We start from the raw sequence: 25,830 nt of genomic DNA on the forward strand, positions 1-25,830 counted from the left end.
CGGGTTACCTGGTCGATTTTGATCGACGGCCCGCTTTCAAAAGCAGCGAGGGCTGAAGTCGACCGGAAATACAGGGCTACTTCAGACCTTCCCTAGGGCATGTAGGTCCGTGAACCATTAAGGAAGAGTGAGTATTCAATGACCGAAAAGATTGAAAACGGCCGTCTCTGGCTGGGCCTTGCACTATCCTTACTGGCCGTCCCGGCGGCTTTTGCCGATGCACAGGACAAGCAGGACTGCACGGTTGCCGAGTTCACCATGGGGCTGCGCTTCCAACAGCAGTCGGCAGAAATCCAAGCGCTGCAACTGCAAGCCTACAATATCGCCACTGAAAAGCTGGACAAGGCCGTAGCGGCGGCCAAGGATCCATCGAAGCTCGCTGTGGTGACTGATCTGGATGAGACTGTGATCGACAACAGCGCTCTGCTAGCACGCGATCTGGCCAACTGTCACACCTACGATGCCTGGGACACCTGGCTGCCCTGGGAGCGTGACGGCACCCCCGCGCTGATTCCCGGCGCCAAACAGTTTCTACAGCATGCCGACAAGTTGGGTGTGACCATTCGCTATATCTCCGACCGGGCCGACAAGCAGAAGCCCTACACCCTGGCCACCCTTAGCAAACTTGGCCTGCCGCAGGTAGCCGAGGATAGCGTGCTGCTGCTAGGGCCACCCAAGCTTGAGCGGCGCGCCATTGTCAGTGCCGACCATCAGATCGTGCTGCTCTTGGGCGATACCCTGCATGACTTCGACGTGCGTTTTCGCAAGACGCCTCTGGATCATCAGCGCAGCACAGTGGCCAGCGAAAAGGACAAGTGGGGCAGCGAATGGATAGTGTTCCCCAATGCGACCTATGGCACTTGGTCCAAGGCTTCCTTAAAGGCTTGGGAGGCCAAGTCGGTCATCGAGCCCTGGTAAGTCGACTGGTGCGCGTAGCCATTAAGGCACTGGAAGACAAGCTTCGTGCTGGAATAATACTGGCCCTTTTTGTCCAGCTATGCGAACGCATTGACCCGGGTTTGTGAGTTTCCAGACACCGGTATGTATCTATTCGAATGGATAGGTCGCAAGGCTCTTCGATATGTGTTTTGCGTGAAGAAAGAGGCCGCCTAGTGGACAACGATACCGATAGGACTGCGCTCTATAGTTCAGATCAGTATGGCAGGGTTCGCAGTAGCGCTATAAGCCAGAAAAGCACAGGGGAGCTATACAACTAGCTATTTAATATTATGCGAAGCTCACAAAACGGCGCTTGCATAGAACAGTGTTGGCCTGCATTTAGGAGGTCCGACTGGCGAATCAGCATAAACAAGCTTTCCTAGCATGTTGTGTTCCTCCACGTCTATGTATTGAAGTGGCCCTAAAGCATTAAATTTCGCTCCCCACATTGGTGCTATAACAATCTCGTCTCCCCACCGTTTCGCTTGTGCGCTAGGCTATGTATCCTTGTTGCTAGGATCTATGTAATACCAGCCCTTATAAATTTCACTTCAACTCATATAAAGCTCCCTTCCCCCTAGACTAATCCTTTACCTTTTCCTCTCTTTATCCTTTTCTTCCTCTCCATCTATCCTTCATTCGCGCAAGCGCGTGCAGTCAGGGTAAGGAGTCATAGGTGGGAGGTTTTGGGGTGTAAGTGGATATTTCATAGGGGTGGTATTATTTAAAGAAGATGCTTTGGCTTTGGCTTTGGCTTTGGCTTTGGCTTTGGCTTTGGCTTTGGCTTTGGCTTGCCTGTCATTATGTGTGGCTGGCCGTGCCAATTACCCAACCAGGGGATGCGTATGTTTGAGTTCGAAAAGCCTCAGGGTTTTCATGTCTACGCCACTAGCGCAGCGTTGAAATTCGAGCAGGGCCATTACAAGGATCAGCCGGTACGTTTGACTGGCAGAACCGGATTACACTGACGTTTTCAGAACGAGAGCTGCCTGCTCTGCTCTGCTGTGTACTGGGTATGCAAACTACTTTTCAGGCCCGTAATCACGGCCCACAGAAAAATAAGGGACTGGATCTGATCAACCAGCCCGAAGCCGGCGTGCTGTTTGCCAAGGTAATGGCGCCCAATACCATGCTTAACGCTCCCATTACACCTGACAAGGTGTTCCAGCTTGGAGGGCTCTGTCTGAATATTGTCAGTGCCCAGATGGGATTGGATACCATAACCTGTCTTAGCGCCTTACGCGCTACGGCAGGCCGACTATTGGCATTAAAGGCATTACCTTCCGGTTGATTAGGTGTTGCACCGTGCGACATCCTCTAGGCTCAGTCCTAGTGTTACACCGTGCAACGGTCACCTCGTGCAATTGCCTGCTGGTTCTTAGAGGCAGATGCCAAAGCAGTTAGACCCGTCCTTTCATTTTCTACTTCGCATAAAATAGTCTGAATCAATTTTGCCAGTCCGCGAACTCATAGTTGGTACCCGCGTGGGTAATAACCACGAGTTTTGGCTGCCCTGCGCCTAGGGTAGGCTATGCCTTCCAAGCCAATACCTTCCAGTGCCTAGGATTGACAATCTATTAAGACTAGACCCCAAAGGTCTGACCTTCACAAGCTAAGCTTATGATGTAATAGTCCATATTGTCTAACATTGGTAAGGTAAGTCGCACATATCTATGCTTTACTTACCAATGCCGTTCTGTCTATCATCGATAATCTATTTTTAACCAATTACGCTAAGGTGAGTCGGCATGAGAGATGTCACTAAAGAGCCTCTTTCCTCAATAGTCCTCGGCGTTGAGAATGCTGCGCAGCTTTTCGCTAAGTTCTCAGCTGAGGGAAACGAGGAATTAGAAGCTCTTCGTACTTCTATCATCAGTCCAGAAGAGCAAAAGCAGGCTCGTATCTGGTCCATTACCGAAGCCGCCAAGCTAATTGGTCGTCATCCTAACAGTCTGCGATTGAATCAAGATGTCCGTCAGAAAGATGCGCGTGGTGCGTGGGTCTACTCACTGGATGACATCAATTATTTCCGTGAGAAATATGGCACTCGGTACAAGCGGCCCACAGGTTCTCAGGCAGCCATCCTGGCGGTTAGTAATTTCAAAGGTGGAGTGGCCAAAACCACTACAACGGTGCATTTGGCACAGAAGGCCGCAATCGACGGGTTGCGTGTACTAGTAGTAGACCTTGATCCGCAAGCTTCCACGACGTTCAACCTTGGGCCATTAATCCCAGACATGGAGCTGGGTCCAGACGACATCATCAATAATGCGATGACCAAGGATCCGCAGCTCATCAAGTCTGTTATCTGCGATTCTTACTTTCCTGGCATTCGGCTAGTACCGTCGAATCTTCATCTTCAGTCGTTGGAGTTCCTCTACACCGACCGGGAAAACGAAGACCGCCTGGGTGTTCCAGCTGAGCGACTATCAAGAGCGCTTGAAGTGGTACGTGAGGATTACGATATTATCCTGCTCGATTGCGGCCCAAACATGGGTGCTGCTTCGCTAAACGCGATGGCTGCGTGCAACGCCGTACTTATCCCGATACCGCCCAGCACTTACGACCATGCGTCCTTCGTGATGCTTTCAACCACATTGACTTCTCTGTTCGCCTCCCTTGAGAAGAGCCTTGATTATCTTCGCATCGTTATTACCAAGCATCCTGGTAACAAAGGTTCTGCGCTTGTTGAGAATCGTATTCGCAAACTCTATGGCGAGTATGTACTGAATAATGTCGTGGGCATGACAGCGGAGATAGAGAAGGCTAGTGCAGAAATGTCTTCTGTTTATGACCAAGTGAAGGGTAAGAACAACCGTCGTCAGTATCAGAGAGCCATCGACATTATAGACGCGGTAAACAACGAGATCATCGATGATCTCAAACTTCTCTGGAATAGACAGGCCGAAGCGGCCAAGGGAGTTGAGTGATGAGTGATCACCCGGCAGTACCTGGAATTGCTGGATACTTTATCAACGACCTTAACCGCAAGCGAGAGGAAAAGCGTGCGGCCGCGCAGGTTCGGATAAAGAAGCCCTACGCCGATTCTCACCCTGCAGATACCTCGCCAGAGCGCGTGCAGGCTGAACCCGCATCAGCTAAAGAAGGATCTTCCGCCCCGTCAGCTGCAGAGCGTTTCGAGGAAGAGGTAAGAAAAGTCCCCCTCTCTCTTACTACTCCAGCCGCAGTAGAGCCCACCAAAGATAAATCTTCCAGACAAGTAGCCAACGAAGACACTATTGTTGAGCTTGATCCAGATCTTATTGATGAGTGGGAGTTAAATGACCGGCCTGTTGATGAGTTCGGCGACATAAGTGACCTGACCTTACGAATCAATCAGCATGGCCAGATTGTCCCCATACTGGTACGGCCAAAAAAAGGCGGACGCTACGAGCTGATCTATGGACGTCGCCGGTGGACAGCCTGCAAGGAATTAGGGCTGAAGGTTAAGGCTTTTGTTCGTAAGCTCACTGATCAAGGCGCCTATCAGGCCATGGTCAATGAGAATGCCGGACGGGAAGATATATCCAGTTGGGCACGCGCCTTGAGCTACAAGAAGGCTTTGGATATGGGTGTTTATCCTAGTCAGGCAGCCCTTGCTGCTCATTTGGGCCTTAACAAAGCCACGCTTTCGAACATCATGATCTACAACCGTATCCCTAATGAAATTGCCTCGGCAGTAGGCTCATTTGCAAAGGTAGGGATAGGAACGGTCAAGGCTATTCTTAGTCTTGCCGAAGACAAGGCCAATATCGAACACATCATTGCAAACGCCGCCCTGATTCAAAGCGGAAAAATGGCGGACAAAGCATTGACGCGGACCGTTGAGGCTGCACGTACCTCTAGTCCCTACCCTAACGGGACCAAATCTGTTCTTGATGCCTCCGGCAATAAACTTTTTTCTATGCGCCGAACAGAACGTGGTGTTTGGAGTGTTACGTTAGCGAAAGACCTTACTCGAGACCTTTCTGAAGAAGAAGTTGAAGCTCGACTGAAGGCCGCCTTTAAATGAGAATAATTATCAATAAACTGAGTTGTAGGCCTACAACTAGAGCTGCTGATTCAGGTTGTAGGCCTACAACCTTTAGTGAGCATCGAATAATAAGCTCACCAACATTACCGCCAAATGCCCCGCCAGGTAAACCAATACCACCTGGCCCAGGGCTGACAAAGCTCTCCCCCAGAACCCGCCAACAGGCGGGTTTTTTTATACCTGGAGAAAAGTCCATGAACCTAGCTGCTACGTCTACGGCTATAGACGATCTGTTAAAAGACAAGGAATTTAGGATATTAAGCGCTCCCCTTATGCGTCACGTAATTAGTACGTCAACCTTAACTGACGGAGCAAAGGTTTTATGGTTTTCACTCTGGGAGCTATGTGCTTTAGAGACCGAGCGTAAACGTAAGCTGACGTTAGGCTTTTTGGCCAAGAGACTTGATAAGTCAGTCGATACTATTAGACGTTACGTCAACCAACTACAAAGTAATGGCTATTTAGCAATTGACGAGCAGTATGACGTAAACCAAAGACAGTTACCTTCCATCTATAGAGTTACCGCTCCAGAACAGGTTGTCGCAATGCTAAGAAAGCAGATACCTGATCGAAAAGGTAGACGTACTGATCAAATTATCGAAGTTAAATCCAGTGAGATAACTGCGAGTACTAAGCACGTAGACGCAGAAGTAAATTATCAATTTAAAAATTCTGAATCTGTAAATTACGACAACGGTAATTTGGAAGAGTGTTCAAAAATACAACAAGACGTAGACGTTGCGTCGACTACACATGTAGAAACAAGCGATTCGCATACCCGTGACTGCAAATTAGTCCAGCGGCTAAATGCTATTCGAGCAAGAGCCGGATATCTTCTAGAGGCTCAACAACAGACAGTAAATAAGCTAGGGTCCAATGGGTACAAACATGAGGGGCAAAGGCGAGCCCTTACATCACCAGATAGAAGTGTGTACGAGCAACATGATGAGGACGATGAGGGTGGCAAACTTGCAATTGATAGGGGTAGCAGATTTGCTAGCCAAGAAAGTATTCCGAAGGAAGACAATAACAAAAGAACAAACGAGCCCGGCGGGCTTCGGTTTTGGATCTATCGGCAAATTAAGCAGCGAAAAGCACTTAATTCAGATCCATGGCGTTATGTGGACGAAATTGCAGTAGCAATAGAGAAGGGAAGTCTTGCCAAATTCAACTTGGCTAAAGCCATAAATATTGCCTTGAAACTGATACGTGAGGGACGCTGGACAGCGCCCCGTTTTGTTATTTGATTCCAGAGGTTGCTTTTAAATGAAAAGCACACGGGCAATCACAATGACACTGTAACAACTTGCATTGGGTACAACCTGGAACCTTTTGAGAACCAAAGCTGTGCTGTGACAAAGTTTATCTAGCGATAGGCTAACAGTGGGAAAACTATGAAATACTAATAGCTGAAAAAGGCATTTTACATACACTCGTCATGGGTGTTTGCAGGATTAAAAAGTTATATCGCTTAGCCTATGGTGATGTGAGTCGTACAAGGCACTTCTGCTAAGAGGAGTTCCCATTTGAATCGAAAAGGTGAAATTCGTAACCTTCAGTCGATTTGGAGCAACGGATGAGCCGCCATAGGCTTCTTTATGATAAACAACAGGAACGGATTAAGAATCTGTTGCCGAGCAAGCCCCATGATCGAGGCATCACTGCAGAGGGTTCTACCCCGTTTCCACGGACACTTTCGAGTAAGCTCACATTGAGCCAAAGGAATGTTCATGAAGCGCAAGAAATACAGCTCTGAACTCAAGCGGGAAGCGGTTGAACTGGTACGTTGCTCCGGTGCCAATTGGCAGCAGACAAGCCAGGAAATCGGCGTTGCGCCAACATGCTCAGTCGCTGGGTTCGAGAGGCTCATCCGGGCATAAGGAAGCCCTTTCCTGGAACGGGAATCCGGCGAGATGAGGAATTCTCCCGACTTAATCTCGAGTTAACCCGAGTGACTAAGGAGCGTGATTTTTAAGAGACCCAGCAGCGTACTTTGCCAGAGAGTCATCGAGCGGTTTCATAATCCATGAATGCATCGTAGAGCCGCCCGGCAAGATCTAAAGTTTGCAGCCCTTTTCAAACTGTCCGTGGAAATGGGGTAGAACCCGTAGACACTAATGCGATTTCACGCGCAGTATGCGGCGGTGCTGATTGATTAAGGCCATGACTTCCAACCGGAGTGGTTCAAGCCCGTTGTGCAGATGATTGATCCGGAAACCAATTCGCTTCTGGTCCTGTATGACGATGCCCAGGCGATCTACCGCAGCAAGACGGGGAAGAGGGGACTGGATTTCAGCTTTGCCAGTGTGGGTATTCAGGCCCAGGGGAGAACCACGATCCTAAAGCTCAACTACCGCAACACCATTGAGGTGCTGTCGGTGGCTCGAGGGTTTGCGACAGAGCTCTTGAGGGGACGTGAAGCCGCTGAGGATGGCGTACCCGTGCTGATCCCGGAAAGTGCCGGACGGCTAGGAGCTTTTCCTGAGTTTATTCGCTGTGATTCCGCTTGGCAGGAATGGAATTGTCTGGTTGAGCGGCAAGGCAAGGCAAGGGCAGAGCGCTGAGCGATATGGCTGTGATCTACCGTACCACCAGCCAAGGTAAGGAAATCGAGCGCGTCCTGGCCCAGGCGGATATCCCTTACCAGTCGGGTGTATCTTCCAGTAAACGCGGCGCGTTGTATGGCGAGAAAGACTCGGTCAAGGTAGTCAGTATGCATTCGAGCAAAGGGCTGGAGTTTGGCCTGGTAATGATTCCCTGCCTGGGCGAGCTGCCTAAAGAAGGCGAGCCGGATGCCGATGAGGCACGCCTGCTCTATGTCGCCATGCCCCGAGCTATTGACCGTCTAGTCATGACCTACCGTGAACCCTCAAACTTTACCCGACGGGTACAAGACGCTATCAGTAAAGTGAGTCGGAGCTTAGAAGTCGCCTAATCATAAAATGCTAACATCAATAGAGGTAATCCCTTTATGAGAAGCGATTTGATGAGTAAAACTAATTCGGTTTCAGTACTAAAAGGCATAGTAAAAGCCGGGAACCGTAGTGTTAGCATTGAAGAGATGAACGAAGCGATTGCAGCGGGAGGCGCGGGGCAAGTTGTGGAAGTAGACCATTACAAGGGATATGTAGCTACCATTGAATACAGCGACAAGGATGCTTGTTTCGTGGGGCATCTTGTCGTTACTGATAACGACATCGTAGGGTTTCATTGCGATACCGAAGCCGAGCTTCAACAAGCCTTTGAGGAAGCCGTAGATGACTACATCAGAACAAAACGTAAAGTCGGACGCTGAAATGCTCGATGAGCTGATCCAAGAGCAACGTCGAGAGGAGCGCGCTTATCAGGGCTTTCCGTTGTTCTTGAAAGTGATTTCCAGTTCGGCAGGAATTATTGCAGGCGGTTTGGTTGTAGGTTATGTAATCCACAGTCTTTTCATGTAAAGAGCCGTAATTTTTACGTAAATGAAAAATGTAAAGAGCCCTGTTTTAGACGGGGCTTTTTTATGCATGTCAATCTTTACGTTTTTATTAGGTGAGCATTCCTAATAAATATTAGTTACTTATCAAAATGACTGTTCTGTAAAGTAAGTATTAGCTAAAAATCAGGTGCTTTTAGGTATGCTGCTTTATAGTAAATATTTATTAAAATCAATAAGTTATGGTTTTATTTTATCCAGAGCGCTTAACAGCTTTCTACGGTTACAGACATGAGAATAAAATAATGTCCGTACGCCAAAGCTAAACCTTGCAGTCAGCCTAATTTTATTAACCATTCGCCGTCCTCTACTGACCTCGGTTTGAATGTATAACCGTAAAACGCATCGGGGCTTTCTGTAGTCATAAGGTCCGTTTCCTGGCAGGAGCTTATAGTCTTTATTTCACCTACATATCTGGCTCTCAAAGCTGCAGGCCAGTTTCGCTAATCGTCCCGGCAATAAGGACAAACACATGAACCATTCAAAAGCAGAGCAAACCGGCTCGAAGGTAATTGAACTAGCCTGCCGGGCCGGGCTGCTGTCGACTCTACCTATCTCGGCATGCACAGTATGCCTTCGTGATCTGCGCGTATGAAAATGGCTCAGATAGATTGCTTGAGTCGAATTTATCGTTGTCTTTAAAAAGGCAGTGATTCAGACCATTTCGTTTATGCACACCGGACGCAAGCGTAATTTCGTAGTGTGGGGCAATACCCTTCCCAGTTGTTCCAAGCCTTACGGTTGATGTTTCCTCTCGCATATTATCCCGCATGGTGCGCAGGTAAATGAGGCCGAGGGTTGGGAGATTCTTTTCGTTCCAGATCAGCTTACTCATGGCTCGTACCCCCTACCTTCTTATATCGAGCAGCTGTTTTGTAAATGCCCTTAATTCGTATGCCAACGTCTCGCTGATCAAGCTCGTACCCGATGCTCTCCATGACCTGCCGAACCATCTTGCCGGTCATACGCTTCACCCGGTCGTCTTCAATATCTTTACCAAATGCGGCCTGAAGGTGTGGCTGAAGCCCTTCCAGTGCCGGACGTCTCAGGTATGTAGTAGTTTCCAGACAGGCAATGGACGTCTCCTTATGAAGAAACTCCCATACCGCTTGACCTATAGGTGTGTTGAATACATCAGAGAACGAACCTGCATCGAATTCTTGCATGGCAACCTCATAGAAGTGTCGAGAACTAGAGCCTACATTACCTGCCTTTTTTATAACCTGCAATAATGTACCCAGCAAAAATGGCAGCTATTTTGTAAAGCCAGCCATTTAGGAAGTAGGGGTACCAGTTGGCGTAGCCTTAATGCCGCTCAATCCTGGCTGTGCCGGTCTATTACGCAGCACGCGCTGAGATAATTTCGTAGGTGGGGAAGTGGACTTACATAAATCTGTTTGTTACGAAAAGGCTCTGCACCACATTAACAGCTCTGAGGTTTTGGGAGCTAAGGCTTCAGAAAAGGCTAAACACGCTGATATCCAAAGACTTGGGATCTGCCTGGTCGCTACTTAAGTTATTCCTGTTGGCTGGCTAAACTGGGATACAGTCTGTGTAGTGTTTCTGCCTCGATTTAAAATAAATCGTTCCGGCAAGCAGACACAGATAACTGTATCTGCTGAATTTCGACTCGTGGTAATACACTTTCAGCTCTAGCTGAATGAAGCGGGCGCTGCGTCTATATCAGGGGCCATGGGATCTTCTAGAGGCCAGGCACGCCGGTGCAATGGTTGAGCGATAACGGCTCGGCCTATATCGCCGAGCAGACGCGCCTGTTTGCCCGCCAGATCGGCTTGCAGCCGGTGACCACGCCGGTGTGCAGCCCGCAAAGCAACGGCATGGCAGAGAGCTACGTGAAAACGATCAAGCGTGATTATGTGGCACATATACCTAAACCGGATCGAGAAACGGCGCTGCGCAATCTGGCGATTGCCTTCGCGCATCACAACGAGCAGCATCCGCACAGCACTTTGAAATATCGGTCGCCGAGAGAGTTTAGGCGTTTGGCAGCAGCATCAGTTTAACGGGGAGTTGGTGTCCGGTTTGGTAGGGGCAAGTCCATAGACTTAGCAGGAATGGATCCAGGAGATTTTTCTGATAACACTCAAATATTTGAACAAAAGCCCCAGTTGGAAGATGGAGCGGTTAATTACTGCCTCGATGGTAGAGAATGGTGAGGGGGAATCAGAGCCCTTTTTATGAGGTAGAAGGTGGGCAGTATTATGGTCTTTATCTGAATAGTAAAGATTCAGCAGACTTAAATAAAAAGCGGGTTGTTTACTCGCAAACTGAAAAGCTTTTAAAAATATCTAGCATTATTAATTAAGAGCTATGTACTATTCCAGCAATGCCTTACTAGGCATTCTCTCCTATTTTATATAAAATCGAGCCAACTTTAATTCAAGTAAAACGAGATCATATGTCCAAGCTAGCCGAATTCCGCGTTGCCGAAGAACAGCTGAAAGCACAACTGCAGCTTCTTGAATCACTAAAAAATGACGAGTCACTTAAGCGTGAAATGGAGTTTGAAAGCAAACTTCAAGAGCTTATGCAGGAGTACAGCAAAAACCTGGCCGATATCATTGCGATCATTGACCCTGCCTTCTCTAAAAAGCCTCGCGGGTTGGTAGTCCACCCTGAAAAAGCACCTCGTCGTGTCCGTAGTATCAAGCGTTATAAGCATCCGGAAACCGGTGAGGTTATTGAGACCAAAGGCGGCAACCACAAAACGATCAAGGCCTGGAAAGTCGAGCATGGAGCTGATGTGGTCGAAGGCTGGCTTGAATAAGGTAGCGGCCTACTGATTTTTGGTTATGTATGGCCGTTCTGTTTGATTGCAGAACAGCCATCTTGATGAAGTATTGCGGGCTCTTGAAAACATCAATATTTATTAAATACTTTTATTATGCATAATTAAACTGCGCATGAATTATTCGAATTTACATTTAATATGTAACCGAATACATTTTTAAAACACTGTTATGGCTAGCTGCTTGTCATTTCCCATGTGACTGTGGAGAAGACATGACAGCATGGGAAATTAATTTTTCAGAAAATCCTTAATAGTTTTTATAAATATCTAAATATTTTCTTTTAAGGCCAGCTCATGAAAGGCGAGAGCTGGACTCTGGCTATTCACACCTAAAGCTTTGACCATCAGAGGAAATAGTTTTTAAAAAAGAAATTCTGTGATCTGGTTGTCAATTTATTTGACCACTGTTCCCGAATTATCCATCTTTAGATGGATTGTAGTTATCGCTCTAGAGGGGATCATTTGGCTGCCACATTTAGCTTCCTATCAAATGTAAGGAAGACGTGGGTATCTTATGAATTATGGAGCGAGTCAAATGTTCAAGCCGAATTTGCTTGTAGTAGCCATGCTTGGAGCTTTAGCAGGGCAAGCCTACGCTGAAAATAATAGCGCTGATGTTACCCAGTTCGGACAAACCAACGATGTGAAAGTTGAGCAAAACGGCTCAGAACACATTGCAATTGTCGATCAGGACGGAGACAACAACTTTGCGACTATCCGCGAAGATGGAAATAGCAATGAAATTCATAGTTATCAAACAGGTTCGAATAATGATGCTGCTAACTTTTCCTACGGCGTAAACAGTAGTAACTATATAACTGCTTCTCAAGTTGGAAATGATAATACACATTACAACTCTCAAAGCAACGTTACCTCTTCATCAATCGCGATTATTCAAGAGGGCAACAATAATGGCGGCGGCACAAGCCAGTCTAATGCTGAGAATAGCTATGGCGTAGTTGCCCAGTATGGCGATAACAATTCCGGCTCTAACGCTCAATACGATGCACCTTTTTCTTCAGCATCAATATATCAAGAGGGAGATGATAACTTCGCAGGAAATTACCAACATGGCTCCTATAACGTAATGGAAACAACTCAAGTTGGTAATTCAAACGATAGCTTTAGTGAGCAGGCTACTACAACATATTCATTCAGCTCAGTTTCACAGTACGGAAATCAGAACCAAGCTGGTGCAATTCAAAGGCTAAATGGCTCATTTAACGAGATAAATATCACGCAGACAGGTAATCAAAACGTTGGTCGTATCTCTCAAGATGGAAAGAGTAATACAGCTAGCTTGAATCAAACGGGAAATAATAATTTAATTGCTGAGTATGGTAATTCTCCATCTTACCTACCTCAGATCGGAAATGGTAATCAGCTAGCAGTCGATCAGGTTGGCAATAGGAATGAACTTTATTTTCGGCAGAATGGCGATAGTAATACTCTAACCGTAAGCCAGACGGGTGATGGAAACGAGCTTTCAGGCTTTAGTAACGGGAGCGTCAATTCGCTTGAAGTAATTCAAAATGATATCGGCCAAGTGGCCAATATTCAACAGACCGGCGATGCAAATATAGTTGCTCTCAATCAGTCCGGCTTGAACAATACTGCATCGATTAGCCAAAGCTCAGGTAAAAACAATATAAGCCTAACGCAGAATGGTACTGGAAATACTGCTGCGCTTATTCAAAATTAATTATTCAAACGAGCTGCCCGATAGGACAGCTCGTTTCGATATGCTTCATTAATTTATAGCTACAGGCTATTTAGCTTCTATCAGTTACTGCTATCTAGGGAAACTCTGGAGAAGACTTCCCGACTCTGGTGAAATACGCCGAGCCCGTTGCCCGAGTATCCTGATGAAGCAGATGACCTTTGCCGACGCCGAGTATGCTAGCAAGCGCAAGCGGACCCGCAAGGAGTTGTTCCTGATCGAGATGGATAAGGTGGTGCCGTGGGAGGACTTGGTTGCTCTAATCGAGCCGCACTACCCCAAGGGTGAAGGCGGCCGTCCGGCGTATCCATTGATAGCGATGCTGCGTGTGCATCTGATGCAGAACTGGTTCGGCTACAGCGATCCGGCGATGGAAGAAGCGCTGTACGAGACCACCATCCAGCGTCAGTTTGCCGAGCTGAACCTGGAGCGTATTCCAGACGAAACCACCATCCTCAACTTTCGTCGTCTGCTGGAGAAGCACGAGTTGGCGGCTGGGATTCTGGCGGCGATCAATGGTTATCTGGGGATCGTGACCTTTCGCTGCGCCAGGGCACCCTTGTCGATGCCACGCTGATCCATGCGCCAAGTTCGACCAAGAACAAGGATGGCAAGCGCGATCCCGAGATGCACCAGACGAAGAAAGGAAACCAGTACTACTTCGGGATGAAGGCGCACATTGGGGTGGATGGCGAGTCCGGCCTGGTGCACAGCGTGGTCGGCACGGCGGCTAACATTGCAGACGTTACCCAGGTCGACAAGCTGCTGCATGGCGACGAGAATGTGGTCTGCGCAGATGCCGGCTACACTGGCGTAGAGAAGCGCCCGGAACATGAAGGGATCTGGCAAATCGCGGCCCGCCGCAGTACGTACAAGCACTTTGGCAAACGCAGCGTGCTATACAAAGCCAAGCGCAAGATCGAGCAAACCAAGGCTCAGGTGCGCGCCAAGGTCGAGCATCCGTTCCGGGTGATCAAGCGGCAGTTTGGCTATACCAAGGTGCGCTTTCGCGGGCTGCTGAAGAACACCACACAGTTGGTGACGCTGTTCGCCTTGGCGAACCTTTGGATGGCTCGCCGACATTTGATAACGAATGCAGGAGAGGTGCGCCTGTAAGGTGAGGAATAGCCCCAGGGAGGCTGTCGCGGCGACCAGAAACACCGAAATGAGCAGACGATCCGATCATTTTTGATTGATTCGCCGCTTTCCAAATCGGCGGGACTGAAGGCGGCGGAAATATAGGGCTACTTCAGACCATCCTTAAGAAACAAAATCTAAATAGAAATGCAAGTTCGATCCTGTTCTCTATTTTTCAATAATTTATCAATTAGAAATTAGGTTGAGAATTGTTCATCACCCGTCTGGGCGTCATCGGGACCCTTGTTCATCACGCTGCCTAGAGCGTCTCGATCCTGTTTTAGAGGGCTTTTCGTTATGCCTCATTAATCGACGGTGGCCTCATAAAATCCGATCTTTGATCCGGGCAAGATAGATGAAGTTGACTAACCGTAACGCCGGTCAGTTAACTTCATGTCTTGTCATTCACACAGGTAGATACAGCTGCTGTCTGGACGCCATCTTATACGTTTGGCTTTTTTAACAATGTTCAGTTGTTCTGCCAGTAAGTAATAACTTTCTTGAATGCATCACACCAAAAGCGCTCACGATCAATAAAGACCGCTCCGCACTCGGTCGCCATCTTAAAGAACCCCTGACCAGGCATCAGATCACCGCTTTTATGGACGACAAGGACAGTTAGGAATCCACGTCCCGCCTTGTATTCTTCTTTCGATATTTCGTCCAACATTACGCTTAGTCTTGGATCATTAGCCTCAAGTGAAATAGGCAGCTGCGCTACAAGATCACCATAAGTAATAGTTTGGGCTGCGCGTCTTTTGGCGTGTCTAACTAAAATTCCTCGAGCAGTTTCTTTTGCTGTATTCCAATCTGACACTGGAGCTCTCCTTTTAAGGCTACTCACCTTGTTCTTTACGATCTAATGCTTCCATTCGCTCAGCCTCATCAATCATGCGATCCAGCATGGCGATAAGCGCGTCGCAATCGACTTCTACGAAATCGCTTTCCTTCTGGCTCAGAATACGTTCGACAAAATCTTTACTGTAATCATCAATCTCTAAACGATCAGAAACGTCGAGCTGATTTGTCTGAGAAGAATTAATTGTTTCGCTATCAGCGGCTAGCTGTTTTCCTTCGTTATAATTCTTATTGGCTGTCAAAGCTATTTCTCCATGCAATTATGAAATTATTTATGAACCACTAAGTAATAGCTTTACACGGCTAAAATTCTGGCTCGCTCCTTGTCTCAACTAGCTTTGTCATCTTAGGTTATTCCTAGATCTGGAAGTCTAAAGGGAGTTTTTAAAAAAAAGCCTTATAGGATTAACTATTAATCATTAGCAGGTGACTTCAAGCTGCTTTCCCAAATTCGAATTGATCCTTGCCCAGCCTTTAGTAACAGGCGAATCGGACGGTTATATTCTGGCCAACATGGAGTACGGTAAAACTCTTTTAGACCACTACCTCCATTAATGAGATAGCGTGGTCGCGGGCATCCTGGCTTCCCTCGTACAAGCCAAGCCAAGCTGTCGTGTGGGTCTTCAAAACTAGTCCAGTTACCACCAAATCCACGGCCAGGCTGGATAATAGCAATACAGCTAGGCGCTATTTCATTAGCCGTGTAAAGCGCCTCGTAAGTAGCCACCCCGTCTGCACATATATAGAGGAGACTAAACCGTTTAGGGCCATGGCTATCTGGCATGGCGTCTAGTCTTTGAAAAACAACCCAATAGCAAAAGGGTTCGAATGTTTGATTTGAAAAGCGAAAGCGGTTCTTCCTGGCAGATAAAAATAGGGGCAGTGACCGACAGGCTAAGAGTTCTTGCTCTGTAACGTCACGGATTGCTATAGGTTTATAGCCTCGAAAGCCACGTTGAGCTAATGCTTTGCTTAGCTCCTCTCGGTTGTATCCATAATCTACGTACACAAAACTGTAAAAGTTACCTGCCAGATATTTAATAGGGTCGCCGTCAGTGCCTGAAGCAGGATAGTAAACCGAATTTTGAAGAATAGAGTCGAGCGGAAACTTACTATATAAGATAGAGTTTCGATTCGCTTCCATTATCCATTTGGGCGCTTCCATTTGAGGTAACTGATCAATCAAAAATCGATTTTCCCTGAATAATAGTGCAGTACAAGGCAAAGGTAGCGACAGTAAATTCAATCCTAGAACCTAATATGGCTCTAGGATTTTTATATTTTATTTGTTTAACCAGGCACTAGACTTTTCTTTGCTATTCTTCTTTTTTGTTTTAACTATTTCAAATTTTTCCAAAATTGGAAGAATATAGTTTATGACACGGGTTTTACGGTGTTCGCGAGAAACCACACATAGAGATTTTGCTTCTTTTTCTTTATTGCTTGATCCAATCTCAACTCGGTTCTCTTCTCCGTAAATTTTATTTTCATGAAGATATTGAATTACAGCTTCGAATGCTGATCGCCACAAGACGATAGGGCTTCCGCCATTGGTTATTATTACTACACGATCATTTTTAACTGTATGGATTGTAAATGGCACATTTTTATCTGGGGTATTTAGCCCGGTAAGATTTTTAATATCAGACCAAACCTTATTAAGTACTTCTGCAGTGTTCATCTATATATCTCCAAAGGACTACACATATGCCATAAAAAGATGATTATAAATATCCTCTTTTTGGCAAAATATTATTAAGGGAGCTCAAGCTAATAAGGCTTTACTCAGTTTGAGAAAATCATCTGGCCAGTAACACAAGGGACGAGGGGTTAGGCTGTCTTTATGCGGCCGGCAGGCTTGTAAGTGAAGAAGCCAGTTTTTGTTGATGCCTTTTATTCCATCTGCAGCGCCAATCAGTGCGCCTGTAATACAGGCATTGGTATCGGTATCACCGCCCTGAAGAGCCGATTCGACAACAGCTTTCTCTACGCCATGGCCTGCCATGAGATGGCAGAAAGCGTTCTGTAAGGCAATGAGTACCCAGCCCATATGCTCCATATAGTCTTCTGGCATATACCCGTCTTCAGCAGACAGAAGACATTCCTTAACAATCTCTGCGGATGGGCTGTGGTCCAGCACATCCATAGCGGCCTCAAACATTTCCTTTCGCGTATATCCTTGAACACCTGCAGCAATCGCAGCGGCATAAGCAGCATTGGCCTCCAGACACACCGGATGCGGGTGGGTTAGCAAGGCATCCTGCCGAGCCCAGGCGGCAGCAAGGTCAGGACGACCATAGGCTGCAATACCTATGGGTGCAACACGCATCAATGCACCATTGGCTTGGCTATTTGGTGATGCAGCTAATCGGCATGCTTCAGCTACTGAAAGATCAGGATGCCGAAGAGGGCCCAGTAAGGCCTGACGTATGGTGTTTCCCACATCAAAAGGCGATGAGTGAACCCATTCAACATAAGCTTTAGCCGCTGCCTCTACGTTGTAGGTGCCGCTACTAACGAGGCTTCGCGCTAAGGCTAGAGCGAGCTCTCCATCATCGGTAGGCTGACCTGCTTGGATATTCCAGGCACCGCCGTCTTCCATGATCAGGGGCTGAGTCTCACAGCGCAGCGCGATTCGCGCCGCGCTCATGAATTCAACCTGCGCACCTAAATTGTCACCAGCCAGAAGGCCAGCCAAGCAGCCTTGCGCTCGTTGCATCAGCGTTATCCGAGGAAACGTAGGCGATCCTATGGAGCGGCGAGGAGATGTTGTAGGTGTGCTGTAAACTTGATTCCAAGGGCGCTGTAACAACTCGGCGCAGGCATCAGGCGCTCCGCCAAAACAATGGGTCGAGACCCTATCCATGTCTTGGTAATTTATCTCATAGCCCTGTTGATCCACGAGTATGCCGCCGGCTCCACGCAGTAGGGCGTGGCCACCTGCTACATCATGAGCAGACAGACCTACCAGCGATACCCCGCAAATACCGTCACCTGCCGCTACTCGAGCTAGGCGATAGGCAATACTGGGCATGGCGATAAAGCGCGCCGGCTCGCATAGCTCAGCATTAACGTAAGGTTTTTTAGCGGCTGCAGCGCTAAGAAAGATAATGCTGTCACGTCCCAGCTCACGCTTGGAAAGATTAACTTTAAGCGGTTCGCGATTGCGTAATAGATAGGGCAAGCCTTCAGCCCAGGCAATGCAGTCCTTACCGCGGTCAGGGCTAATAGGCGCATAGATAACGCCTAGTACTGGTACCTGGTGATACAACAGGGCTACCGAAATAGAACTACCTGGTAATCCATAAAGAAAGTCACGGGTACCGTCATGTGGATCTACTACCCAGCAATAAGGGTTGCCGCTTAGATGGGGCAGTGTTTCTTCACCCCAGAAATCGGCCTCTAGTAACTCAGGCAGCTCCTCTTGAAAGAAAACCTCAAGCTCCTCATCAATTTCAGCCTTATCGTCCATACCGCGAGGACCGCCGTCACGTTGCCATTCCTCAATTAGTCGTTCGCCTGCAGTTTCGACTAGAGCAATTACCTTATCCAACAGCTCTGATAGATCCTGTTTTTGCACGGTATATTTCTTCCCTATAATTAGTACGCCGGTATTTTGCTAATAGAGCCTATATACAATAAGCGTTGTATATATCGATAAATACAAATTCCGGGCTATAGACATCAGCCAAACAAAATAATAAGTTGTTTGCAAAATAGACTAACTAGATAATAGTTAGAGGGATTTATTTATGCCCTTTGTATGTCAGGTCGCTATCGTCTGGATAAGACGGAGCCCATTCCGTATCTTTCCAGTGAGGAGAGTTTAAATTCCAGGGTGGAGAGAATTTGGAAGGCTTTCTAGGAGCACGTTTATTATATACCCAATAAGGGTGACCAGCTTTTTGAAGCTGCTGCATGAGCCCAAATGCGGCTGCAGTAGTTAGACGATATTTATCAGATAGAAAATCGTAACCGTCACATGGACTATCTTTATAAAATACCCACCAATAGTATTTATAAGCATATACGTTTGGGTGCATTCCGCTTGCGTAAGACTGGTATTTGTAAGCGGGCATCCCAAGCATATCGGCTTCAAGCCCTTTGAAACATGGTCTTCTCATTTATATAATTCCTATTACTGAGTTATTAGCTTTCATTGGTAAAGCAATAATCAAGAAATTTCGAGAAGATTAATTTTCCTGAGCGTAAAGAGAATTTATATATCTAGCGGCTTAGATGTACTGCTTATTAATGCGTTCTAAACATCGCGCAGTGGCTTCTTTTGAAAAAAGCTCTGGATACTTTAAAACTACTGCTTCAAAAGAAAATGATTGCAGACCCATTTCTTGAAGCGCCTTATAGCCAACGGTTTCAGTAGGTTTGTTTACGGCTCGCTCAACGGCAGGAAGAATCCCTAGCTCCTTAATCATTCGCCGTGTATAGGTAGCACGCATTTTCTTGCCATGCTTTTGTAGTAGCGTTTCCTCATAGGCATACAGTACGGCATAAGCATCGCGTTCCGCTTCGTTTTTTGCATCGGTTGCTTCTGCAAGAAGAGTTACTCGACGCTGCCTAGCCTGTTGTACAAGATCCTCTCGGCCTGCATTAAGAGCGTTTTTTATAAAGCGAAGACAATCTTCTGGGTTCTTTAAAGCCGCTACTCGTTTATCCATGTCAGTATCCTTTGATTGCTAGGTTATTCAGGTAGGCCTAAATCTTTTTCCCTTCTAATAGGGTTTTCCGGCGGCTGTTTATCTTTAAGAAAGGCGGCTCCTTTCTCAGACTGGTAATCAATAGCGTTTACTGGACGATAGAACACATCTTTGAAAATACGCTTTGATCGCTTGAAAATACCTGTCTCAACAAGGGCATCGACCACCTCTGAGGTTGCCTGCATAGTGTTTTTATAAGGTGAGTCTTCTGGCAAAAAGCAGATTCTCAAAAGAGGATCCAGTGTATCTCGCTGATTAGCAGGGAAACGTTCAAGAGCTTGTGTTCGTTTATTGATTGCTATACTCGAAATAGCATAGTGATCGCAGTAATCAACCAGTCTTACTAGGTCTATTGACGCCTCTCCGCCATAAGGCAAGCGGATCTGTAGGCTGTCTTCACTGAGTAAAGTAGGCCCAGCGGCTAAATCACCTGGGGAGCCTCCCTCTAAGAGTTTTAAATAATCTCCATAAGGCACGATGGCATAAATAGGAGTTTTATCCTCATCAAGAATGAACTGAACGTTGCTCATGCACCTTTACCAGGTTATCGAAAGAAGCGCATTCTGACGCAGATCCAGTTTCGTGTCAACAACAAAATAAATGAAACAAAAACAATCAAATAAACGAAGCGAGAGAGTGTCTGGTTATCATATATATGTGATAATGTCCTTTATCAAACGCTCTTTTCAGCTATCCTGAGGCAAAGGGTCGTTTTGGCTCCTGTATGAAAATTTCTAATCAGAAAGACGAGATTAATAGATTCCATGTTGCCTAGCCTGCTTTCCGCTTCTTCCCTGCCTTCACTGCCGGCACTCATCCATGACGCAGGGGATCGCGCGCAACTTCGCTTCCTGGAATTCTTTACCTCGAATATCCGCAATCCGAATACCGGACGCGCCTATGGCCGAGCGGTGGCAGATTTCCTGCAGTGGTGTCAGGAAGTAGGAGTTGGCTCCATTACCCAGGTGCAGCCGCTACACGTAGCAGCCTGGATCGAGTTGCTCTCGCAACAGGTCTCGGCACCTACGGTCAAGCAGCGTCTAGCAGCACTGAAACATCTCTTTGACTGGCTGGTAACAGGGCAGGTGATTCCGACGAATCCCGCGGCTTCGGTGCGCGGGCCACGGCACACGGCGCGTCAGGGCAAGACGCCTGTTTTAGACGCCATGGAAGCGCGGCAGCTATTAGACAGCATCGATATCAGTACGCCGGCTGGGCTCAGAGACCGCGCCCTGATTGGGCTGATGGTGTTTTCCTTTGCCCGTATCGGCGCCGCGCTGGCGATGAAGGTGGAGGATCTCTATATCCAGAATCGCCGGCTGTGGGTGCGGTTGAAAGAGAAGGGCGGCAAACGGCATGAGATGCCGTGCCATCACGCCCTAGAGGAGTACCTGCACACCTATCTGGATCAAACCGGTATTGGAAGTGACCCTAAAGGGCCGCTTTTCCGAACTATCAAGCGGGGGACTGATCAGCTCAGCAACACGCCGCTGCATCAGTCCAATGCGCATGCCATGGTACGCCGGCGGGCCAAGGCTGCGGGGATCGAGACTCAGATCGGCAACCATACCTTTCGAGCCACAGGGATTACGGCGTATCTCAAAAATGGGGGCACGATTGAGATCGCGGCAGCCATGGCTAATCATTCCTCAACCAAGACGACCCAGCTGTATGACCGGCGCCGCGATGACATCAGTTTAGGGGAAGTCGAACGGATACATATTTAAGGAACTACCTAATATCCTTGCTCAACTACGAAACTTGGAAGTGTTCTTTCAACCGCTCTACGGTGATGCGCCATTGTGGCGTTGTAGGGCGGCAGATGGTGTTCTGGTTACCGAAAAGCCCTGTTTCGCGTACAGCCTGCGTAAGCGGGACCGTATGCAGCCACTGAACAGGCACAAAATACTCGCAGTGCTCGGGATCATTGACTAACTCGAGATGATAATTAGCACGAGTGGCTGCTTCCAGCACTGACCGCTCTATGCCATTTTGAGCCTTTACATAGAACTCTCCGGCTGAGGTCGCACGGCCAGTAACCTGTCCTACGCCTACGTATCCCTGTTTCGGTACGTTGACCCATACGCGGTTACCAGGCTCCAGCAATTGCAGGGTGCGGCTGTACCAGCTACCACCACCGCCACAAATGAAGCCGAACTCCACAGCATCTTCCCAGGAGCGGCTAGGCCCCTCCCCAAACGAGCAGTAGTACTCACCATTCCAGGGCTCATTAGTACCAGCGGGCTTGCTGACTACATTGAGCTGGGTTTCCACCGGGTCGCGTAGCCAGGCGCGGCTGATAAGTTGTTGGTCGCCCAGCTGGAAAACCTGGAAGCACAAGACGTTAATAGCAATATCGCGCTCACTCAGGTAGGCAACGATTCGCTCACTGCTGGCATCAAGCTCAGCAGCAACGATTACGATCTGGTGGCTCTGGTTAAGCGCTTCCTCGTTCCACTCCAAGCCGAAGCGAGTCTCATAATCCGTTACCAGATCGCCTCCAGGTTTGAAGCGGCGATAGATAGCAGCGATTTCCTCCACCTTCAGCTTTTCCACCCATGCGGCATAGTCCAGAGCCTGCGCGACTACTTCGCGTGGGGTGCGATCACGTTTGAGCTCTATCAGCACTAATGAGGCATCTGGGGCAAGGGCCAGCAGATCAATACGCCCGCCATGACCGGTATTTTCCTGTCGGCCGATCAGCATCCAGTCGTCTGACAGCAGGCTAGGCGCCTGCACAATCATATCCTCCAGCAATTGTTCACTGATGAGCTGCGCACCTTTCAACAGCTCCGGTTGTGCTCCGACAGCCCAGATTTGGGTACGAATAGGCATCCCTGCGTTCTCCTTTTAAGCTACGGCCTGTTCTACTAAGGCATTAGTCAGACGTACTTGCACTTGCTGGACTAGGCGTATATGGCCTTTGAGTTGATTACAAAGGGTAACTATTTGATAGATTTTGTTGACAATGCGGTGTTGTTCGAGAAGAGGCGGGATCGGCAGCACAAAGCTAGCCAGACTTTCCTTATTTAGCTTCGGCATTTTGATTCGGTTTTCCGCAATTCTAACTTGACGAAGAAACACTTCGGAAAGGATTTCATTCAGCAGAAATTGCGGATCAATAAATACGTCCAGAGGATACATGTCAGCACTGCAAAGGCCTTCAAAATCAACCAAAACAGCTTTCGACAGAGAGGGACGTATTTTCGAATAGATAATTTGTCCTGCATAAAATCTATTGTTAGGACCTTTAACCCCTGACTCCTTAACTGTTCGTCTTTCGGTAAGTAGCCCTGTGCCTTTTTCAATACAGTCTGGTGCAACCTGGCGCAGCTCAGGAAAGTCCTCTGGGCGAACCAGCTCGCTACTGATAGAGCAAATATTTCCAAATCGCGCCCATTCCCATCCCTTAGGTAAATTGAAAGGCTTTTCTTCCTGACTAATCTCCACGAGAGGCTTCTGCTTTTTGATTTTTCCTTCCGTTATTAGCTGTGCCTTTTTCTTAGCGATGTGCTTGAGCAACTCAGCAGCTGGCTCATCGCTTGGATCTTGCGGCACCAGCTTGCCCATCACGGCCAGTTGCAGCAGTGCCTGCTTGAGGGCATCGATACTGGATTCAGTGGTGAACAGCGTGTGGAAGTGCTCAGCTAAGCGCTTCCAGCTGGCTGCAAAGTCATCGGCGTCAGAGGCTTGAGTCAGGCTATCGAGCAGCGCTTGTACCAGCCGAGCGTGGGCGCTTTCAGCATCGGCCTGCTGTGCTTCTAGGCGGTCGCATAGGGCCATCAGCTCATCCACTTTAGCGACGATACGATGTTGTTCGGCGAGAGGAGGAATGGGGACAGGAAGCTCTCTAACTTTGTCAGCATTCAAGTTTAGGACTACAGCCCCAGCCGCTGCTTGGACAAAGAACCCATATACATAGGGTGAGGAAAGTAAGAGGTAAAGGTAGTCTTTAACCAATAAAGATGGTGGGCTAATTCTTAGCCATCCATCGTGAATACATCCTGCTATCTGCGTAATATATGGCCTACCGAAACTCATTGAGTTTGTTAATAGAAAATCGCCTGGATATACCATACGTGTCTTAGCTAGACCTTCACGTCTTATTTTTTCACGCGAAGAAGTTATGTATTTGCCACCCTTATCGGTATCACTAATTTTTATCCAATTGAGTCCGTCAGGACTCTCCGTAAGATAATCCTTGATTGGCCTAGGCGAGCCACCACGCTCGATTAAGGCGATGTCGCCAAGCTTTATCCATAGCCAATTGGATGCGGTCTCGTATGGAAAGGCCGCCTCGTCAATTGCAGCAGGTAGAGTTCTTTCATTGGCCGCTCCCCTTTTTAAAGATTGAGAGTTTTCCTTAATAATTTTTTTCAGCAACTCACTTGCTGGCTCATCACTTGGATCTTGTGGTACCAGTTTGCCGCGTACAGCCAGTTCCAGAATCAGCTTGCGTAGCTTCTGTACTCCATTCGGCGCGCCGGCTAGCAGCGGCAGGTTGCCCGTCAACAAGTTCGATGGGCTTGTCGTTTCAGAAGCGATCAAACCTGGTTCGTTAAGCATGTTCATACCTGACGCTCCAGAGCCTCGGAAAGCACGGCCTTGAGCTGCTCACGCAGATCAGTAATCTCATCTTGCAGCTTCGCATAACCGCGTAGAAGCTCGTCCGGATCATGGCTGATCTGTTCACCAACATGCGGATTCTTGCAGTCGAGGTTCCAGTTACGCGCTTCAAGCTCTTCGCGGCTGACTTTCCAGGCGAACTCATTATCGACCCGTGTCGCAAAGCCATCTGCCTCGCTGCCCCACCAGGCCGCCTCAATGTCAAATTCCTCAATACGCATAGGGCGCGTCTTGGAGTAGTTCTTGTAGCCAGCCGGGTACTGATGCTCGTAGAACCACACAGCTTGGGTCGGCGTGCCCTTGGTAAAAAACAGCAGATTGGTCTTGATACCTGTGTAAGGGTTGAACACACCATTAGGTAGGCGAACGATCGTATGCAGATTGCATTCGGTCAGCAGCTTTTCCTTGATACGGCTCTTGATACCCTCACCAAACAGGAAGCCGTCTGGCAGCACTACTGCAGCGCGGCCGCCGTCTTTCAAGAGATGCATGATCAGTACAAGAAAGAGATCAGCGGTTTCCCGTGTACGGAAGGCTGTAGGAAAGTTGTTTTCGACCCCATCTTCTTCCATGCCACCAAAGGGCGGATTCGCCACAATGCAGTCCACACGCTCTTTGGATGTCCAGCTGGTCAGTGGCTTGGACAGGGTATTGTCATGACGGACCTGATTAGGTACTTCGATCCCATGAAGGATCATGTTTGTTGTTGCCAAGAGGTGCGGCAGCGGCTTTTTCTCAACGCCAAAGATACTGTGCTGGAGGGTTTGCTCATCCTCAGCAGTCTTAACGTAGTGCTTACGCTTGTGCTCAATCGTGCAGGTTAGAAAGCCGCCTGTACCACAGGCTGGATCCATTACCTTCTCGTCCAGCTTGGGATCTACCATGCGGACCATAAACTCGGTAACTGGGCGCGGCGTGTAGAACTCACCGGCATTCCCTGCGCTCTGCAGGTCACGCAAGAGCTGCTCGTAGAGGTTACCGAACTCATGCCGCTCCTGAGCACGGTTGAAGTCAACGCCTTCCTGAATCTTGTTGATCACCTGGCGGATCAGCTGGCCTGACTTCATATAGTTGTAGGCGTCCTCAAAAACGCCGCGGACGACATAGGCCATAGGGGTAGTGCTGTACTGATGCAAGTTTTGTAGCTCGGGAAACAGCTTGTTGTCGATGAAATCCTTCAGCTCATCGCCCGTAATCCCTTCTGGGTCTGCCGCCCAGGTACGCCACCGGCAGCTCTCAGGCAATGGCGAGCGGTAACTCTCATCAAACAGTTCCCACTCCATCTCTCGATCGTCCAGAATCTTGAGAAACAGCATCCACACGAGCTGACCAATACGTTGAGCGTCGCCATCGACGCCTACGTCCTTGCGCATGATGTCCTGGATAGATTTGATCGTAGAGCTGATAGACATGGAAAATCCTGTTTCTGACCAAGCACCTTGGCCAGTGAATTATTTCTGGTAGAATTAGGTACAAATGGACTGGGAGTTACCCGGTCGGCGTCTGGGCCTC

The 25,830-nt window shown here is 48.1% G+C and carries 25 protein-coding genes and 2 pseudogenes; 16 read left to right on the forward strand and 11 right to left on the reverse strand.

The features are described 5' to 3' along the window. Nucleotides 1–138 precede the first annotated feature (138 nt). The 11 genes from HMPREF1487_RS25620 to HMPREF1487_RS27620 all read left to right on the forward strand — a co-directional run bounded on the left by HMPREF1487_RS25620 (nt 139) and on the right by HMPREF1487_RS27620 (nt 8,415). A complete protein-coding gene (locus tag HMPREF1487_RS25620; RefSeq protein ID WP_010799705.1) occupies nt 139–918 on the forward strand; it encodes a 5'-nucleotidase, lipoprotein e(P4) family in 780 nt (259 codons plus the stop codon). 866 nt (nt 919–1,784) lie between these two features. Beyond that, a complete protein-coding gene (locus HMPREF1487_RS28185; protein ID WP_010799706.1) occupies nt 1,785–1,907 on the forward strand; it encodes a hypothetical protein in 123 nt (40 codons plus the stop codon). A gap of 47 nt (nt 1,908–1,954) precedes the next feature. Beyond that, a complete protein-coding gene (locus tag HMPREF1487_RS28190) occupies nt 1,955–2,230 on the forward strand; it encodes a hypothetical protein (RefSeq protein ID WP_010799707.1) in 276 nt (91 codons plus the stop codon). A gap of 457 nt (nt 2,231–2,687) precedes the next feature. Further along, nucleotides 2,688–3,869 carry an AAA family ATPase gene (locus tag HMPREF1487_RS25630; RefSeq protein WP_010799708.1) on the forward strand — a complete coding sequence of 394 codons (1,182 nt, stop codon included), beginning with the start codon at nt 2,688–2,690 and terminating at the stop codon, nt 3,867–3,869. Beyond that, a complete protein-coding gene (locus HMPREF1487_RS26555) occupies nt 3,869–4,951 on the forward strand; it encodes a ParB/RepB/Spo0J family partition protein (RefSeq protein ID WP_010799709.1) in 1,083 nt (360 codons plus the stop codon). Before HMPREF1487_RS25630 ends, HMPREF1487_RS26555 begins: the two co-directional genes overlap by 1 nt. A 215-nt stretch (nt 4,952–5,166) precedes the next feature. Then, nucleotides 5,167–6,219: a helix-turn-helix domain-containing protein gene (locus tag HMPREF1487_RS25640; RefSeq protein ID WP_010799710.1), complete on the forward strand. Its 1,053-nt coding sequence runs from the start codon at nt 5,167–5,169 to the stop codon at nt 6,217–6,219. A gap of 483 nt (nt 6,220–6,702) precedes the next feature. After that, a complete protein-coding gene (locus tag HMPREF1487_RS27615; protein ID WP_010799711.1) occupies nt 6,703–6,852 on the forward strand; it encodes a hypothetical protein in 150 nt (49 codons plus the stop codon). 315 nt (nt 6,853–7,167) lie between these two features. After that, nucleotides 7,168–7,536, forward strand: a complete 369-nt coding sequence (locus HMPREF1487_RS28195; protein WP_256205802.1) for a hypothetical protein — start codon at nt 7,168–7,170, stop codon at nt 7,534–7,536. Between the two features lie 5 nt (nt 7,537–7,541). Next, entirely contained in the window at nt 7,542–7,907 is a 366-nt protein-coding gene (locus HMPREF1487_RS28200) for a 3'-5' exonuclease (protein ID WP_010799713.1), read from the forward strand. Nucleotides 7,908–7,943: 36 nt separating this feature from the next. Continuing rightward, nucleotides 7,944–8,267 (forward strand): hypothetical protein, encoded by a 324-nt coding sequence (locus HMPREF1487_RS26560; RefSeq protein WP_010799714.1) that lies wholly within the window; start codon nt 7,944–7,946, stop codon nt 8,265–8,267. After that, a complete protein-coding gene (locus HMPREF1487_RS27620; protein ID WP_010799715.1) occupies nt 8,230–8,415 on the forward strand; it encodes a hypothetical protein in 186 nt (61 codons plus the stop codon). The genes HMPREF1487_RS26560 and HMPREF1487_RS27620 overlap by 38 nt, the downstream gene beginning before the upstream one ends. A gap of 862 nt (nt 8,416–9,277) precedes the next feature. On the opposite strand, the gene HMPREF1487_RS25660 is transcribed toward HMPREF1487_RS27620, so the two are convergent. Beyond that, nucleotides 9,278–9,616 (reverse strand): hypothetical protein, encoded by a 339-nt coding sequence (locus tag HMPREF1487_RS25660; RefSeq protein ID WP_010799717.1) that lies wholly within the window; start codon nt 9,614–9,616, stop codon nt 9,278–9,280. Nucleotides 9,617–10,171: 555 nt separating this feature from the next. On the opposite strand from HMPREF1487_RS25660, the pseudogene HMPREF1487_RS25665 reads away from it, so the two are divergent. The 4 genes and pseudogenes from HMPREF1487_RS25665 to HMPREF1487_RS25680 form a co-directional block, all read left to right on the forward strand. Next, a pseudogene (locus tag HMPREF1487_RS25665) lies at nt 10,172–10,474 on the forward strand (integrase core domain-containing protein); the annotation flags it as partial. Nucleotides 10,475–10,869: 395 nt separating this feature from the next. After that, nucleotides 10,870–11,238: a histone-like nucleoid-structuring protein, MvaT/MvaU family gene (locus HMPREF1487_RS25670; RefSeq protein ID WP_010799719.1), complete on the forward strand. Its 369-nt coding sequence runs from the start codon at nt 10,870–10,872 to the stop codon at nt 11,236–11,238. Between the two features lie 559 nt (nt 11,239–11,797). Then, nucleotides 11,798–12,964, forward strand: coding sequence for a hypothetical protein (locus HMPREF1487_RS25675; protein WP_010799720.1), 1,167 nt, complete (start codon nt 11,798–11,800; stop codon nt 12,962–12,964). A gap of 163 nt (nt 12,965–13,127) precedes the next feature. Next, nucleotides 13,128–14,098 (forward strand): annotated as a pseudogene (locus tag HMPREF1487_RS25680) (IS5 family transposase). Nucleotides 14,099–14,588: 490 nt separating this feature from the next. Here the strand turns inward: HMPREF1487_RS25680 and HMPREF1487_RS25685 are convergent. The 7 genes from HMPREF1487_RS25685 to HMPREF1487_RS25710 all read right to left on the reverse strand — a co-directional run bounded on the left by HMPREF1487_RS25685 (nt 14,589) and on the right by HMPREF1487_RS25710 (nt 20,222). Continuing rightward, nucleotides 14,589–14,936, reverse strand: a complete 348-nt coding sequence (locus HMPREF1487_RS25685) for a hypothetical protein (protein ID WP_010799723.1) — start codon at nt 14,934–14,936, stop codon at nt 14,589–14,591. Between the two features lie 19 nt (nt 14,937–14,955). Continuing rightward, nucleotides 14,956–15,219 (reverse strand): hypothetical protein, encoded by a 264-nt coding sequence (locus HMPREF1487_RS25690; protein WP_010799724.1) that lies wholly within the window; start codon nt 15,217–15,219, stop codon nt 14,956–14,958. A gap of 170 nt (nt 15,220–15,389) precedes the next feature. Then, nucleotides 15,390–16,163, reverse strand: a complete 774-nt coding sequence (locus tag HMPREF1487_RS27625) for a hypothetical protein (protein ID WP_010799725.1) — start codon at nt 16,161–16,163, stop codon at nt 15,390–15,392. Nucleotides 16,164–16,259: 96 nt separating this feature from the next. Further along, a complete protein-coding gene (locus HMPREF1487_RS25695; protein WP_010799726.1) occupies nt 16,260–16,658 on the reverse strand; it encodes a hypothetical protein in 399 nt (132 codons plus the stop codon). Between the two features lie 84 nt (nt 16,659–16,742). Continuing rightward, entirely contained in the window at nt 16,743–18,557 is a 1,815-nt protein-coding gene (locus tag HMPREF1487_RS28630) for an inositol monophosphatase family protein (RefSeq protein WP_010799727.1), read from the reverse strand. Between the two features lie 655 nt (nt 18,558–19,212). Next, complete coding sequence (locus HMPREF1487_RS25705; RefSeq protein ID WP_010799729.1) at nt 19,213–19,653, reverse strand: hypothetical protein; 441 nt, start codon at nt 19,651–19,653, stop codon at nt 19,213–19,215. Between the two features lie 23 nt (nt 19,654–19,676). Then, the gene (locus tag HMPREF1487_RS25710) at nt 19,677–20,222 is read right to left on the reverse strand and encodes a hypothetical protein (RefSeq protein WP_010799730.1); all 546 of its coding nucleotides are present in this window, start codon (nt 20,220–20,222) and stop codon (nt 19,677–19,679) included. 234 nt (nt 20,223–20,456) lie between these two features. Here HMPREF1487_RS25710 and HMPREF1487_RS25715 point away from each other — a divergent pair, with 234 nt between their 5' ends. After that, nucleotides 20,457–21,419, forward strand: a complete 963-nt coding sequence (locus HMPREF1487_RS25715; RefSeq protein ID WP_010799731.1) for a tyrosine-type recombinase/integrase — start codon at nt 20,457–20,459, stop codon at nt 21,417–21,419. 25 nt (nt 21,420–21,444) lie between these two features. Here HMPREF1487_RS25715 and HMPREF1487_RS25720 read toward each other — a convergent pair whose 3' ends face one another. The 3 genes from HMPREF1487_RS25720 to HMPREF1487_RS25730 are packed head-to-tail and all read right to left on the reverse strand — an operon-like array spanning nt 21,445 to nt 25,730. After that, nucleotides 21,445–22,527 carry an endonuclease NucS domain-containing protein gene (locus tag HMPREF1487_RS25720; RefSeq protein WP_010799732.1) on the reverse strand — a complete coding sequence of 361 codons (1,083 nt, stop codon included), beginning with the start codon at nt 22,525–22,527 and terminating at the stop codon, nt 21,445–21,447. Between the two features lie 15 nt (nt 22,528–22,542). Beyond that, the gene (locus HMPREF1487_RS25725) at nt 22,543–24,264 is read right to left on the reverse strand and encodes a restriction endonuclease subunit S (RefSeq protein WP_010799733.1); all 1,722 of its coding nucleotides are present in this window, start codon (nt 24,262–24,264) and stop codon (nt 22,543–22,545) included. Next, the gene (locus tag HMPREF1487_RS25730; protein ID WP_010799734.1) at nt 24,261–25,730 is read right to left on the reverse strand and encodes a type I restriction-modification system subunit M; all 1,470 of its coding nucleotides are present in this window, start codon (nt 25,728–25,730) and stop codon (nt 24,261–24,263) included. Before HMPREF1487_RS25730 ends, HMPREF1487_RS25725 begins: the two co-directional genes overlap by 4 nt. Nucleotides 25,731–25,830: the final 100 nt, after the last annotated feature.

The sequence above is a fragment of the Pseudomonas sp. HPB0071 genome (assembly GCF_000478505.2).
GTDB classification, from domain to species: Bacteria; Pseudomonadota; Gammaproteobacteria; order Pseudomonadales; family Pseudomonadaceae; genus Chryseomonas; species Chryseomonas luteola.